14 protein-coding genes are annotated in these 14,782 nt (G+C 64.2%); 1 reads left to right on the forward strand and 13 read right to left on the reverse strand.

The annotated features are described in order from the left end of the window. Positions 1 to 172: 172 nt before the first annotated feature. From JS536_RS04465 to aroC, 6 genes are all read right to left on the reverse strand, one after another. Positions 173 to 1,759 (reverse strand): L,D-transpeptidase, encoded by a 1,587-nt coding sequence (locus tag JS536_RS04465; RefSeq protein ID WP_214355939.1) that lies wholly within the window; start codon positions 1,757 to 1,759, stop codon positions 173 to 175. Between the two features lie 205 nt (positions 1,760 to 1,964). Further along, positions 1,965 to 3,635, reverse strand: a complete 1,671-nt coding sequence (locus JS536_RS04470) for a CTP synthase (protein ID WP_109056462.1) — start codon at positions 3,633 to 3,635, stop codon at positions 1,965 to 1,967. Between the two features lie 70 nt (positions 3,636 to 3,705). Beyond that, on the reverse strand, positions 3,706 to 3,879 hold the full coding sequence (locus JS536_RS04475) for a hypothetical protein (protein WP_214355940.1): 174 nt from the start codon (positions 3,877 to 3,879) through the stop codon (positions 3,706 to 3,708). A 90-nt stretch (positions 3,880 to 3,969) separates the two neighbouring features. Further along, complete coding sequence (locus tag JS536_RS04480; RefSeq protein WP_214304868.1) at positions 3,970 to 4,416, reverse strand: type II 3-dehydroquinate dehydratase; 447 nt, start codon at positions 4,414 to 4,416, stop codon at positions 3,970 to 3,972. Positions 4,417 to 4,446: 30 nt separating this feature from the next. Then, positions 4,447 to 6,093, reverse strand: coding sequence for a bifunctional shikimate kinase/3-dehydroquinate synthase (locus JS536_RS04485; protein ID WP_214355941.1), 1,647 nt, complete (start codon positions 6,091 to 6,093; stop codon positions 4,447 to 4,449). A 2-nt stretch (positions 6,094 to 6,095) separates the two neighbouring features. After that, positions 6,096 to 7,283: a chorismate synthase gene (gene aroC, locus JS536_RS04490; RefSeq protein ID WP_214355942.1), complete on the reverse strand. Its 1,188-nt coding sequence runs from the start codon at positions 7,281 to 7,283 to the stop codon at positions 6,096 to 6,098. 49 nt (positions 7,284 to 7,332) lie between these two features. Here aroC and JS536_RS04495 point away from each other — a divergent pair, with 49 nt between their 5' ends. Continuing rightward, a complete protein-coding gene (locus JS536_RS04495; RefSeq protein ID WP_214355943.1) occupies positions 7,333 to 7,803 on the forward strand; it encodes a prepilin peptidase in 471 nt (156 codons plus the stop codon). Between the two features lie 135 nt (positions 7,804 to 7,938). Here the strand turns inward: JS536_RS04495 and mltG are convergent, their stop codons facing one another. The 7 genes from mltG to rpsD form a co-directional block, all read right to left on the reverse strand. Then, on the reverse strand, positions 7,939 to 9,126 hold the full coding sequence (mltG, locus tag JS536_RS04500; RefSeq protein ID WP_214355944.1) for an endolytic transglycosylase MltG: 1,188 nt from the start codon (positions 9,124 to 9,126) through the stop codon (positions 7,939 to 7,941). A 12-nt stretch (positions 9,127 to 9,138) separates the two neighbouring features. Further along, positions 9,139 to 9,594 carry a Holliday junction resolvase RuvX gene (gene ruvX / locus JS536_RS04505; protein WP_109056456.1) on the reverse strand — a complete coding sequence of 152 codons (456 nt, stop codon included), beginning with the start codon at positions 9,592 to 9,594 and terminating at the stop codon, positions 9,139 to 9,141. A 10-nt stretch (positions 9,595 to 9,604) separates the two neighbouring features. Then, positions 9,605 to 12,286, reverse strand: coding sequence for an alanine--tRNA ligase (gene alaS / locus JS536_RS04510; protein WP_214304873.1), 2,682 nt, complete (start codon positions 12,284 to 12,286; stop codon positions 9,605 to 9,607). Between the two features lie 143 nt (positions 12,287 to 12,429). Then, positions 12,430 to 12,666, reverse strand: a complete 237-nt coding sequence (locus JS536_RS04515; RefSeq protein WP_109056454.1) for a hypothetical protein — start codon at positions 12,664 to 12,666, stop codon at positions 12,430 to 12,432. After that, positions 12,666 to 13,064, reverse strand: a complete 399-nt coding sequence (locus tag JS536_RS04520; protein WP_214304874.1) for a DUF948 domain-containing protein — start codon at positions 13,062 to 13,064, stop codon at positions 12,666 to 12,668. Before JS536_RS04520 ends, JS536_RS04515 begins: the two co-directional genes overlap by 1 nt. A gap of 117 nt (positions 13,065 to 13,181) precedes the next feature. Continuing rightward, complete coding sequence (locus JS536_RS04525) at positions 13,182 to 13,856, reverse strand: histidine phosphatase family protein (RefSeq protein WP_214355945.1); 675 nt, start codon at positions 13,854 to 13,856, stop codon at positions 13,182 to 13,184. 144 nt (positions 13,857 to 14,000) lie between these two features. Beyond that, on the reverse strand, positions 14,001 to 14,627 hold the full coding sequence (gene rpsD, locus JS536_RS04530; RefSeq protein ID WP_109056451.1) for a 30S ribosomal protein S4: 627 nt from the start codon (positions 14,625 to 14,627) through the stop codon (positions 14,001 to 14,003). Positions 14,628 to 14,782 lie beyond the last annotated feature (155 nt).

Here is a 14,782-nt window from a genome sequence, read left to right on the forward strand (position 1 = left end):
GACATAGTCCTAGGTAAACCTAGCAGAACCCATGGGAAACACTACCAATCACGGCAAATAATGATTGTGCGTTTCATTACAGGCATACGCCGCCCGTCACCGAAACGCAAGGGGTCATGCGGATTCGTTCATCCGACGGCGGTATGGACGGAAAACCGGCATGTGTTCCGGCTCACACCTGGATATGCACGCTGGTGCCCATGTTGCACCAGCCGTAGAACCATTCGGCTACGTCCCAGCCGATGCCCACGCAACCGTGCGAGGCGTTGGCGATGTACGGCATGGATGCGTCTGCCACGTATCCGCCGGCGATGCGGTGGATCGCGCAGCCGGAGGAGAAGTAGTTCACGAAGCCCACACCCTTGACGTCCCATTTCTCCACGGTGCCGTCGGCGAGGTTCAATGTGCCACTCATATCCTGGCTGGGCAGCTTGTACCAGATGTTGAAGTCGCCGGTGGGGGTGCACATGAGGCCCACGCATTCGCCGGTGATGTTGTCGTTGCCCTGGGCCACCACCACGTTCAGGGTGTTGACCACCTTGTCGTTCTCGTAGGCGTACAGCTTGCGGTCGGACAGGTCGATGACCACATGATGGGTCACTTTGACCTCCTGCTTGGGATCCACCTTGCCGTCGACCGTGATGGAGGACGCACCTTCGGAGAAGGCCTTGGCGAGCTTGGCGCCCACGCTCCGGTCCGCGCCTTCGGTGATGGTAATGCCATCATGGCCCTCGGTTTCGGTGCCGAGTACCTGACCGGCATTGTCCACCACGAGCTTCTTGTCCTCACGTTCGAGCTTGAGGTTTGGCTTGATCTGTTCGTCGTAGTGCTTCTGGAGCTTTTCCGCGTCGAAGACCACATATCCATTGCGGGTTTCGGTGTCCCTGAGCTTGGCCTGCCGGTTGGCATTGATGCTCATTGCGGAAGCCAGAGCGGGCGCGTCGATGGTGGCGATGGCCTTGTCCGCCACCTTGATGCTCACCTTCTGGCTCACGATGTCTTCCAACGTGGATTTCACCGTTTCGGCGATCTCGTCCGTCACTGTCGGCTCGGTCACATCCAGCTGGACGCGAACCGTATTGGGCTGGGACGCTCCGAGCGAGGTCAGCGAGACGATGGCCTGCTCGGCGATGGCGGTGGCGTTCGCTCCCTGACCGTTCTCCCCCGCGACCACATCGAAACCGTTTTTGGCGTCATTGAGTTTGACCTGCGCGTCCACGGGCTCATTGACCTCGATGCCGAGGGCCTTGTCCACCACGGTGCCGTCGGCGAGCCTGGCATCGAGCTCGGGAGACACGTCCTTGGTGATCCAGAACGCATACCGCTGCCAGAGGGCGTCATCGCGCTTGGCATTGAACACTTCGGATGCGATGACCTCGCCATCCAAATCCACGCCGAGATCGGCAAGGGTGAAGGACGCGGATTTGCCCTCGTATGTGGCCTTGACCGCTGTGTTCCTCACCTGATCGTTGATGGTATCCGCGATCTCCTGTTCGGTTTTGCCCATCACGGAATTGCCCCATAGGGTCGTGCCGGGCAATACATGATCCTGGAAGAACCATATGCCCGCGCCTCCCGCGGCGCCAAGCGCCACCAGCAGACATGCCAGTACCGCCCATGGCCAGATGATGCGTTTTTTACTGGTTGCGGCAGCATCCGAGGCACCGGCCATCTCCATCATCAGGGTCTCCTCCGCGGCCGGACCGCTGCCGCTCACCGGGCTCATCGCCTGAGTTGGGTCGTCGTTGTACTCGCTCATGGCTTCTACTTTCTGCCGTAGTCTGCGTCTCCCCTGCAGTCTAGCAAACTTGTATCAGCCCGGTAAAAATTTTCCGACACGGACGGAAACAAGCCGTTTTCATACCAAAAGGGGCAGTGAAATCTCCCTTGACGAGAGACTTCACCACCCCTTTACGGATGGCCGTTCAGCGCGAACCCGTCGCTCCGAACCTCAGCTCATCGGCTCACTTGCCAGAGCGCTCCTGCTGGTGGTCCAGCGCGGCCTTGACGAGGCCGGCGAACAGCGGGTGCGGCTTGGTCGGGCGGGACTTGAACTCCGGGTGGGCCTGGGTGGCCACGTAGAACGGGTGCACGTCCTGCGGCAGCTCGACGAACTCGGTGAGCTCGCCATCCGGGCTCTGGCCGGAGATGCGCAGACCACCCTCACGTAGACGGTCCTTGTACGCCACGTTGACCTCGTAACGGTGACGGTGACGCTCGGTGACATGCGTGGTGCCGTACAGCTCGGCCACCAGCGAACCCTCCTCGAGCTCGGCCGGGTAGGAGCCAAGACGCATGGTGTGGCCCATGTCACCGTGGCCGGCCACGATGTCCTTCTGCTCCTCCATGGTGGCGATCACCGGGTTGGCGCAATCCGGCTCGAACTCGGTGGAGTTGGCATCCTCGATGCCCAGCACGTGGCGGGCGTACTCGATGACCATGGACTGCAGGCCCAGGCACAGGCCCAGGGCGGGCAGACCGTTCTCACGGGCGAACTTCAGGGCACCGATCTTACCCTCGATGCCGCGGATGCCGAAACCGCCGGGGATCACGATGCCGTCGATGTTGTCGAGCGCGGCGGCCGCGCCTTCGGTGGTCTCGCAACGATCGGCCGCGACCCACTTGACGTTGACCTTGGCCCAGTTGGCGAAGCCGCCGGCCTTGATGGCCTCGGTGACGGACAGGTAGGCGTCCGGCAGGTCGATGTACTTGCCGACGATGGCGACGTTGACCTCATGCTTCGGGTGGTGGACGCGCTCCAGCAGGTCCTCCCACTCGTCCCAATCCACGTCATGGAATGGCAGGCCGAGCTCGCGCACCACATAGGCGTCAAGACCCTCGTTGAACAGGATCTTCGGCACGTCGTAGATGCTGTTGGCATCCACGCAGTTGACCACGCCCTCGGCATCCACGTCGCACATCAGGGAGATCTTGTCCTTGATGGACTGGTTGAGCGGGCGATCGGAACGCAGCACCAGGGCGTCCGGGGAGATGCCCAGCTGACGCAGCATCATCACGGAGTGCTGGGTGGGCTTGGTCTTGAGCTCGTGCGCGGCGGAGATGTACGGCACCAGGGAGACGTGCACGAACATGCAGTTGTCGGAACCGAGGTCGCGTCGCACCTCACGGGCCGCCTCCAGGAACGGCTGGGATTCGATGTCGCCCACGGTGCCGCCGATCTCGGTGATGATCACGTCGACGTCGTCCGAGGCCTGGGCACGCATACGGGACTTGATCTCGTTGGTGATGTGCGGGATGACCTGCACGCACTGGCCGAGGTATTCGCCGGCGCGCTCCTTGCGCAGCACTTCCTGGTAGATCTGGCCGGTGGTGACGTTCGCCTTCTGGCTCAGGAAGACGTCGAGGAAACGCTCGTAGTGGCCGATGTCGAGATCGGTCTCGGCACCGTCCTCGGTCACGTAGACCTCGCCGTGCTGGAACGGGTTCATGGTGCCCGGGTCCACGTTGATGTACGGGTCGAGCTTCTGCTGAAGCACGTGCAGGCCACGCGAACGCAGCAGACGGCCCAGAGACGAGGCGGTCAGGCCCTTGCCGAGAGAGGAAACAACGCCACCGGTGACGAAAATATGCTTGGTGACGTGTTCTTGCGAATTGCCATGTGTTCTTCTAACCATGGGATTTCATCCTATCACCGGTCTATGACGCGGCGTGTTCGATGATATTCGGGTATTCGGCCCACCGGTATCAGTCGGCCTTGCCGATGCCGAACACGGCGATTGCCTTGGCTGAGTTGGTGACGGAGAAGGTCACCAACTCATATCCCTGCTGCGCCATTTCATTGGCGGTCTTCTCCAGCTGCTCGGCCATGCTTGTGGCCCTCGGCGCGTAATTCAACACCACTGCCTTGTACTGCTTCATCGGAATCCCCCCTCATATGACTTGACGGTCGGCTCCATTCTAAGCCGACCGTCAAGTCACAAATCCGTTGCAGTACCAGCTGACGACCTATCAGCCGTTGACGATATGGGCGACGGCCTCAATGGCCAGCTTGTAGCCGTAGAAGCCCATGCCGGTGATGGTGCCGGTGGCGACCGGGGAGATCACGGAGCGCTTGCGGAACTCGTCACGCGCGGAGGGGTTGGAGATGTGGACCTCCATGAGCGGCAGGCCTGCATCGCCGACCATGTGGGCGGCGTCGGCCAGCGCGTACGAGTAGTGGGTGAACGCGGCCGGGTTCATCACCACGGGGGTCTTCTCGTCGGCGGCCTGATGCATCCAACGCACCATTTCGGCCTCGTCGTCGGTCTGGCGGACCTCGACGTCAAGGCCGAGCTCGGCACCCCATCCAGTGCACAGGCGGCGCAGCTCCTCCAGGTCCTGACGACCGTAGACGTCGGGCTGACGCACGCCGAGGCGGCCGAGATTCGGTCCGTTGACAACGATTACTTTGGTCATGATCGCTCCTTTACCCGATGAGATTTCGTACTAGTGCTGGATGCGGCGGAACGCCTCTTCCACGGCGTCGGCGGGCGGGTTGTCGAGATGCACCACATGGCCGATCGAGTCGAGGACCACGAAGCGCAGCTGGTTGCCTCGAGCCTTCTTGTCGCGGTGCATGAGCGCCAGTACGTCCTCGAACGAGCCGCCGTTCCACGAGGTCGGCAGTCCCAGGGAGGACAGCAGCGAACGGTGGTAATCAACCAGATCCTGATCGATGTAGCCCAGGATATGGGCCAGTTCGGCCGCGTACACCATGCCCACGGCCACCGCGTTGCCGTGGCGCCAGCGGAAGTGCTCGAGCTTTTCGATGGCGTGGCCCAGCGTGTGCCCGTAGTTGAGGAACTCGCGCAGGCCCTTCTCCTTCAAATCGGAGGAAACGTGATGCGCCTTGACGGTGACCGTGCGCTCGATGAGTTCGGAGACCACGTCCTCCAAAGGCGAGCCCAGGAACGAAGAGCCGTCGAAGCCGCGCAGTTCGTCGGCATGGGACTCCAGGATCGCCAGAATCTCCGGGTCGCCGATGAAGCCGGACTTCGCCACTTCGCCCAAGCCCTCGATGAAGATGTCGTTGGGCAGCGTGGCCAGCGTCTTGGTGTCCGCCAGCACGCCGGCCGGCGTGTAGAACGAGCCGACCAGGTTCTTGCCCTGCGGGGTGTTGATGCCGGTCTTGCCGCCGGTGGAGGCGTCCACCATGGCCAGCAGCGAGGTGGGGCAGTTCACGTAGCGCACGCCGCGCATCCATGTGGCGGCCACGAATCCGGCCAGGTCGGTGGCCGCGCCGCCGCCCAGTCCCACCACGGCGTCGGAACGGGTGAAGCCCTCGTTGCCGAGTCGTTCCCAGATGCCGTTGGCCACGGTGATGGTCTTGCCGGCCTCGGCGTCCGGAATCACGATTTCGGAGACCTCATAGCCGCCCTGGCGCAGCAGCGCGCGGGCACGGTCGGAGTGACGCTGCACGGACTGCGTGTGGATCAGCGCAATCTTGTGGGGCTTGTTGCCCAGCACCTCGGCCAGATGGTTCATGGCGCCTTCGCCGATGGCCACATCGTAGGGTTCGATGGCGGCACCGGTGACGTGGACCGTTCTCTCTGCAACCATATCAATCACTTTCTTGGCGGCGCCCTGCGGCGTGAGGCCGCGGGTGCGCACATGGACGTTGGCGACCCTGCGGAATACGGGGTCGCGTTCCTTGAACAGTTTCTTCCAGCGGGCGTTGCCGTCGCCGTTGAGCATAGGCCGGCCGCCACCGCGGTTCGCACGTTCCATGGCCTCGGCCGGGTCGGCGTCCAGATACACCACGCGCCCGCCCTGGTCGATGTACCGGGCCAGCGCGTCCTGGGTGGAGGGCGTCATCGGGGCGCCGCCGCCGAGGGAGAAGATGCCTTCGAAGTCCTCGAGGTAGTCGGCGATAAGCTCCGCCTCGACCTTACGGAATGCGCGTTCGCCGTACTTCTCGAAGTAGGCGGGGATCTTCATGCCCACCTCGCGCTCGATCTCGATGTCGGCGTCGGCGAACGGGATCCTGATCATGTGGGCGATCTCCTTGCCCACACGGGTCTTGCCGGCACCCATCATGCCGATGATGACGGCGTGCGGTCGGCGGTTGCGATGCGTCGTCTTACGTGCTGCCATGTTCAGCGCATGTGCTCCGGCCAGGAGGCGAGGTACGCCTCGAGGTTGCGGTGGGTCTCCTCCACGCTGTCGCCGCCGAACTTGTCCAGCGCATACTTGGCGAGGGTGAGGCGCACCATGGCCTCGGCCACCACGGCGGCGGCGGGCACGGCGGTCGAATCCGAACGCTGGTTGATGGCCTGCGCGGCCTCGCCGGTCAGGACGTCCACCGTGCGCAGGGCCTTCGGAATGGAGGGAATCGGCTTCATGGCACCGCGCACGCGGATCACCTGACCGTTGGACATGCCGCCTTCGATGCCGCCGGCGCGGTTGGACAGACGGTCGATGCGGCCGTCAGGGTTGACAACGATCTCGTCATGCGCCTGGGAGCCGGGGCGAGCGGCCTCCAGGAAGCCGTCGCCGATCTCCACACCCTTGAACGCCTGGATGCCCATGATGGCGGAGGCCAGCGCCGCGTCCAGGCGGCGGTCGGATTCCACGTAGGTGCCGATGCCGGCGGGCACGCCGTAGGCCAGTACCTCGACCACGCCACCAAGCGTGTCGGCGGCCTTCTTGGCCTCGTCGATGCGTTCGATGATGCGCTGCTCGCCTTCCTTGTCCAGCGTGCGCACCGGGGAGGCGTCCAGCGCCTCAAGGTCGTCCGGGGTGGGCAGCGGCAGGTCGGGGTTCGTCTGCACGCCGCCGAGCGCCACCACATGGGATACGGTGCGGATGCCGAACACCTGCTCCAGGAACTGTCGAGCGACTTCGCCCAGGGCCACGCGGGATGCGGTCTCACGGGCGCTGGAACGCTCGAGCACCGGGCGGGCGTCGTCGAAACCGTACTTGCGCATACCGGTCAGGTCGGCATGGCCCGGACGCGGACGGGACAGCGGGGCGTTACGGCCTTCGCGCGGTAGGTCGTGGTCGAGCGCGTCGGCGCTCATCACTTCGGTCCACTTGGGCCATTCGGTGTTGGCGATCTCGATGGCCACCGGGGAGCCGAGCGTCAGACCGTGACGGACGCCGGTGAGCAGACGCACCTTGTCCTGCTCGAACTTCATGCGCGCGCCACGGCCGTATCCCAGACGGCGACGGGCCAGTGCCGAGACGATGTCGTCCGTGCTGATGCGGATGCCGGCGGGCAGTCCCTCGATCATGGCCACCAGGGCCTCTCCGTGCGACTCCCCTGCCGTCTGCCAGCGCAACATAGCTTTCCCTCGTTTCTTCGTTTCGGATACTAGGGGTTAATGTTAAGCCATGCCATACCTGTTCACGCTGCCCGGTCTGCTATGTGGGCTCGCGCTGTCCTTCGAGGATGTGCGCCGCCGTCGTGTGCCTCTGCCGTGGGTGGCGGTGGGCGCGTTGGCGCAGATCATCGCCGATTTCGCGTACGGGGTGGTCGCCAATGACCTGTTCGCGCTGTTGCAGGCGCTGCTGTTCACCGTGCTGTGCTGTCTGGTTCAGTTCGCGCTGGCGCTGATCGTGCCGAAGTCGCTGGGATTCGGCGATGTGACGGCCATGGTGCCGATGGGACTGGCCGTGGGGCTGCTGGGCTTGGTTGCGGTGGTCGTCTGGTGGGTGGCGATGGGCGTCGCCGGGCTGATATGGATCGCGCTGTGGACCAGGTTCGATCCGCAACGCGGTACAGGGTACGCCGGCAAGGTGCCGTATGTGCCGGCGATATTGATGGGTGCGATTATCGCGATTGCGTTGACGGCTCTTGGGTGACGGTTCCTCTGGCTCCTCCCCGGAAAGCGACGTCATTACGGCTGAGGGGAGCACCGCGACAATCCGCGATGCTCCCCTCGGTCAACTTCGCTGACGGCTCCGCCGTCGCAGGGCCCTTGTCGCCCAACGAGTCATTTATTGGTTATCGGCCTGCCACTGGCGTAGTTGGGCGACGTTCTTGTCGTGTTCCTCGGCGGTGGTGGCGAATTTGGTCTCGCCGGTGTCGAGGTTGACCGTGCAGAAGTACAGCCAGTCGCCTTCCTCCGGGTTCATGGCGGCCTTGATGGCCGTGTCGCCGGGGTTGCTGATCGGCGTGGGCGGCAGTCCCGCGATCTGGTACGTGTTGTACGGGTTGGAGTCGTCCTGCGTCATGGCGGTGGTCACCTGCGAGGGCTTCACGTTGTTGCCGTAGGCCACGGTGGAATCCATGCCGAGGTTCATGCCCTGTTCGAGTCGGTTCTCGATCACGCGCGTCACTTTGGCGTAGTAATTGGACTTGTTGACCTCCGCCTCGGCGATGGAGGCGATGATCATCACCCGTTCGCGGTCCTTGCCGGTCGGCACGCCCAGATCATCCAGTTTGGCGATGCGCTTGTCGACCATGGCCTTGAGCACGGCGGACGCGCTCTTCATGGATTTGACGTTGTACGTGCCCGGCTCGAACCAGCCTTCGAAACTGCCGTTCGCCTCCGCGGGCAGGATGTCCTTGCCCTTGTTCTTGACGATGGCGTCGAACTCGCTCTGGTCGATGCCGGTGAGCGATGCCGCCGCCTCGATCACGTCAGCGGAACGTTCGCCCGGCCGCACCTCGAGGAAGCCGGCCGCCTGCTTGGAATCGGACAGGATATCGACCACGGAGGAGGCGGACATGTGCTTCTTCAACGTGAAGGTGCCCGGGTAGAGCGTGGTGCCGTTGGCGCTGACCAGTGAGGTGAAGGCGGCCGCGGATTTGATGACGTCCGCCTCGACCAGGTTCTGCGCGATCTCGGCCGCACCCTGCCCGTCATCCACCGTGAAATCGACCTCGCCGTAACCGGGACCCGGATAGTCGGCGGCCACGGCGGTGTTCTGGGAACGGCTGTCGCGCCAGGACATCAGTTTGGTGACGCCAAAGTACCCGGCCCCGACGATCACGGCGATGACGACCAGCGCGGCGATGATGCCGCTGACACGCTTGCGCCTGCGCTGGGCGCGCCGCTTGCGCATCTCCTTGCGTGACTTCGGCGGCTTGGGCGGTTCGGAGGCGTTGCCTGCCGGCGCCGCCGCGCCCTGTTCGACCCAGTGGGTGTTCTCGTCAAAGAAATCATGGAAATCATCGGACATGGAACCGGTACCTCACTGTCCCTTTGCTCGGTCGAGCGCCGTCTGCAAAATCACCACTGCCGACTGCTGGTCAACCACCGGCCTATGCCTGTTCGATGCGCGATTCGCCTCGAACAACTGACGATGCGCGCTGACCGTCGTCAGCCTCTCGTCCACCAATGATACCTGCGGAATCTGGTGCTCTTCTTCCTCATCCTCTGCCTGCGCGAGCAGCCTCTTCTCCAGATTGGCCGCCCATCGACGCGCCTTCTTGGCGCTTTTGCCTTCGGTGCCGTCCATCTGCAACGGCAATCCGACCACGATGTGGGTCACCTGTTCGTCCTCGATGACGTCCAGTACTTCGTCGATGGCAAAGAAGTAGTCGCCGGCAACGTGAATGTTCCCGGCGGGGTGTGCGAAGGTAAGCTCCGGGTCGGACAATGCGAGTCCGACCCGGGCATTACCCAAATCAACGCCTAGCCAAACCAATGGGCTTCTCTCAGGCCTTGATCGCCTCGTGCTTCAGCGCTTCGAGCGCCTCGTCGATCTTGGAGGCATCGGCGCCGCCGCCCTGGGCGAAGTCCGGCTTGCCGCCGCCACCACCGCCGAGGATCTTGGAGGCTCCACGGACCAGGTCGCCGGCCTTGATGCCGGCCTTGCGGGCGGCCTCGTTGGTGGCCACGGCGACCATCGGCTTGTCGTCCTCGGACACACCGGCAAGGGCCACCACCACGGGGGCGTCCTCGCCGAGCTGGCCGCGCACGTCGAGCACGGTCTTGCGCAGGGCGTCGAAGGAGCCGAAGTGGCCCACGTTCTTGACGGCGGTCTTGACCGGGGCGGCGGAGTCCTTGGCGGAAGCCACCAGCGCCGGCACGGTGGCGGCGAGCTGGCTCTCGTACATGGCGGCCAGGCGACGGTCGGATTCCTTGAGCTTGGCGAGCAGCGTGTTGATGCGCTCGGCGAGCTCGTCCGGACGGGCGTTGAGCTTGTCGGACAGCTGGGAGACCAGCGCGTGCTCACGCGCGTTGAAGTCGTAGGCGCCCTGGCCCACGACGGCGTCCACACGACGCACGCCCTGGCCGATGGAGGCCTCGGACAGGATGTTGACCATGCCGATCTTGCCGACGTGGTCAACGTGGGTGCCGCCGCACAGCTCGCGGCTCCAGCCGTCCTCGCCGATGGAGACCACGCGCACGATGTCGCCGTACTTTTCGCCGAACAGGTGCATGGCACCCAGGGCGATGGCGTCGTCGAACTTCATCTCCTTGGTGGTCACGGCCAGGTTGTCGCGCAGCTTGTCGTTGACGCGCTCCTCCACGGCGGAGATCACAGACTTGGCCGGGGCCTTGGACCACTGGAAGTCGAAGCGCAGACGGTTCGGGGCGTCCTCGGAACCGCGCTGGGTGGCCTGCGGGCCGAGCTCCTCGCGCAGCGCCTTGTGCACCATGTGCGTGGCGGTGTGGGAGCGGGCGATGGCGCCACGGCGGTTCAGGTCGATGTTGGCGTTGACCTCGGCGCCGACGACCAGCGTGCCCTCGGTCAGACGGCACTGGTGGACGATGAGGTCCTTGATGGGCTTCTGCACGTCGTCCACTTCGAGCACGGCGCCGTCGTCGGACAGGATCTCGCCCTGGTCGGCGAGCTGGCCGCCGGCCTCCGCGTAGAACGGGGTGCGGTCGAGGATGACCTCGATGTTGGCCGGGCCGGTGACGGCCGGCACGGAGCCCTTGCCCTCCTGCATGATGCCGATGACCTTGGCGCGGGCGGACATGTCCGTGTAGCCCAGGAAGTCGATCGGCTTGGCGAGGGTCTTCTTGAAGTCGTCGTAGACGGACAGGTCCACGTTGTGGCGCTTCTTCAGGGCGTCGGCGCGGGCGCGGGACTTCTGCTCGGCCATGAGCTCGCGGAACTTGGCCTCGTCCACCTTCACGCCCTGCTCGGCGGCCATCTCGAGAGTGAGCTCGATCGGGAAGCCGTAGGTGTCGTGCAGCTTGAAGGCGTCCTCGCCGGTCACGGTGGGCTCGGCGGAATCGGCCTTGGCCTTGTTCACGGCCACGTCGAGGATCGTGGTGCCGGTCTCCAGCGTGCGGCGGAAGGCGTCCTCCTCGCCGTACGCGGACTCGGACACCTCGTGGAAGGTGTCGTTGAGCTCCGGGTAGCTGGGCTCCATCGCGGCCTTGGAGGTCGGGAACAGGGTGGGCAGCACCGGATCGGTCACGCCGAGCATGCGCATGGAGCGCACGGTGCGGCGCAGCAGGCGGCGCAGCACGTAGCCGCGGCCCACGTTGGAGGGACGCACGCCGTCGGACATGATCATCAGGGCGGAGCGCACGTGGTCGGCCACCACGCGGAAGCGCACGTCGGCGTCCTCGTTCTCGCCGTACTTGAGGCCGGAGAGCTTCTCGGCGGCCTCGATGACCGGGAAGACCTCATCGGTCTCGTAGATGTTGTTCTTGCCCTGCATCAGGTAGGCGAGACGCTCCAGGCCGGCACCGGTATCGATGTTCTTGTTCTCGAGCTCGCCCACGATGTGCAGGTCGGTCTTGGACTTGACGTTGTCCACCTCGTAGTTCTCGAACACGAGGTCCCAGATCTCGATGTAGCGGTTCTCGTCGGCGATCGGGCCGCCTTCCTTGCCGAACTCGGGGCCACGGTCGACGTAGATCTCGGAGCAGGGGCCGCCGGGGCCGGGGCCGCCGGTGGTCCAGAAGTTGTCCTCCATGCCCATCTTCTGGATGTGCTCGGGATCCACGCCCTCGTTGATCCACAGGGAACGGGCCTCATCGTCGTCGGTGAAGGTGGTCATCCACAGCTTCTCCGGGTCGAAGCCGTAGCCGCCCTCGCTCTGCGGGGTGGTCAGCAGCTCCCAAGCGTAGTGGATGGCCTCCTCCTTGAAGTAGTCGCCGAAGGAGAAGTTGCCGAGCATCTGGAAGAAGGTGCCGTGACGGGTGGTCTTGCCGACCTCGTCGATGTCGAGCGTACGCACGCACTTCTGGTTGGAGGCCATGCGGTGCTTCGGCGGGGTCTGCTCGCCCATGAGGTACGGGATGAACGGCACCATGCCGGCGATGGTGAACAGCGTGGTGGGGTTCGGGGAAATCAGGGATGCCGAAGGCACGACCAGGTGGTCATGCTTGGCGAAATAGTCGAGATATCGCTTGGCGATGTCCGCAGTGCGCATGGGCGGATGAACTCCTTGTTGGTGTTTCGGGCGCGGGAACGCCCCTGTCTGATGGAAAGAAAGATAAACGGGAAAAGTCCGGTTCTGTTATGGGATGCGATTCGCCTCGCCGCTTCGGTTCCCGCGGCGGGGCCGTGCGCGTGTCAGTTGGCGCGCTCGATGTACTGACGGTTGAGCTCAGCCTCGCGGGCTCGGCGCGTGGCGTTGAACTCGTTGACCAGACCTTCGAGGGTTTTCAGAGGCACGTTGTCCTGGTCCGGGCCGAGCAGGAACTGCCGCGCCTTGTCCGGGGTGTTGGCCTTGACGTAGGCCTGGGCCTTGGTGACGGCGGCGACGCCGATGGCCACGCCGACACCGATCCAGAAGATGCGTTTGAACATCACTCCCCCTTCTTGGCGGCGCCGTCGGCCGCCTCACCCGCCGCCTTGCCGGCGACGAAGGACTGGGCGGTGGACTTGAGCGCGTACGCCGCGGAGGCGATCTTGATGACGGGCTTACCGAGGAAGGAGCCGTACAGGTCGGTCAGGGCGCCCACGTTGTTGGCGGTGGTCGAGGCCGCGGCGGAGATGCGGTTGACGTCCTCAAGCGACTTGTTGACCTGCTTGACGGTGGTCACGCCCTCGTCCAGCGCGGGGATGGCGTGCTCGCCGGACTCCTTGACGGTCTGCGAGATCTGGTCGAACATCTTGCCCAACCGGATCAGCGGATAGATCATGAACCCGGCCAACACTGCGAACGCGATGGCCGCGATCAGGCCAGCGATCTCTCCGACTCCCATTTTGCCTCCTTGAGGTCACATTTACTCGGACAAGGGTAGCACTCCGGGCCTATTTCTCATGTTGCCCCGCCTATGCAGCCGAGAAAACTCGGGAATTCCCCGGTGCCGCGGACCCGCTCAGCGACCGTAGGAGACGATGGTGACGGCCTGGTCGAACGGCTTGTCCGTGTCGAAGTCGATCACGGTCACCGATCCGTTGGCAGGTCGTTCGCTCAGATCCAGATCGGAATTGCCGAACCGGTGGCCGAGACTCAGCAGGGTATTGCCGTGGGAAATCTGGAGCACATCATCGCCATCCTTGAGTGCGGGATTGGATGCGATGAGACGGAACGCCCCTTCGACGCGCGTCCAGTATTCAGCGTCCGATTCCGCATCGTGGAACGGATCGGCTTCCTTGAGGAAATCGCGGGTGGCGGCGAGACCGAACTTGGCGACGATGTCGTTGTAGTTCTTCGCGCCGTGGGGGCCGCCCGCAGCGGTCCAAGCCAGGGACATGTCCTGGCCTTCGAAGTAGCCGTAGCACTGCTCGCGGAAGTGCATGTCCGCGACGAGTTCGGGACGGCGGTGCCCCGCGGCTTCATTGATGTCGAGGATTCGTTTTGCGGTGATTTCGGCACGGGAGGTGTCCGAGCAGTAGGCCGCGGCGAAGTCGAATGTTTCGAGCTTGTGCCCGGCCTTGTCCGCGTCGGCGAGGCCGGATTCGGTCAGCGGCGCGTTGCACCATCCCTGAAGCCGGTTGTACTTGTTGAATGTGGTCTGCCCGTGGCGGACCAGATGAAGATGCAGGATCATGCGTTCCATGCTACATGGAGTTGGCCGCCTGCGCGCCCTGCACCGCCTCATGCCTCCACAACGCAGGAACCCCGCGACCCATGAAGGGAGCGCGGGGTTCGAGCGGTATGTCCTGGAATTGTATATTGACCAGAGGGGCCCGGATCAGCGGGCGTAGAATTCGACCACGTACTGGATGTTGACCTGCACCGGGATCTCTTCGACCTCGGGCTTGCGGGTCAGGGTGGCCTTCAGGGAGGCAAGGTTCACGTCGAGGTAGCCGGGAACCGCGGGCAGCACGTCACGGTGCACGCCCTCGGCGGCGATCTGGAACGGAACCATGGTCTGGCTCTTGGCCTTCACCTGGATGGTCTGGCCGGGCTTGACGCGGTAGGACGGGCGGTCCACGATGTTGCCGTCAACGAGGATGTGACGGTGCACCACGAACTGGCGGGCCTGGGCGGTGGTACGGGCGAAGCCGGAACGCAGCACCAGGTTGTCGAGGCGGACCTCGAGATCGGCCAGCATGGCGTTACCGGTCTGGCCGGCGGTGCGGGTGGCCTGATCGTAGGCGCGACGCAGCTGCTTCTCGGACACGCCGTACTGGGCGCGCAGACGCTGCTTCTCGCGCAGACGCACGGCGTAATCGGACTCGGTGCGACGGCGGGTACGGCCGTGCTCACCAGGAGCGTACGGACGCTTTTCGAAGATGCGCTGAGCCTTGGGGGTCAGTGCGATGCCGAGGGCGCGGGAAAGGCGCACCTGACGGCGGGAACGCTGAACGTTCGTCATTTGGATTGTTCCTTCTGTCGTTATCTGAACGGAACGCCCGGTTTCCGAATGGATTCCAGACGCTGAGCCGGGCCTCTCCAACGCTTCCTCGTGATCGCTCACGAACGGCCGGCGTCCTTGCGATCGCCTGCCGCCGACCCGTTGATGGGCTAGGG

The organism is Bifidobacterium sp. SO4 (assembly GCF_018555355.1).
Taxonomy (GTDB): domain Bacteria; phylum Actinomycetota; class Actinomycetes; order Actinomycetales; family Bifidobacteriaceae; genus Bifidobacterium; species Bifidobacterium miconisargentati.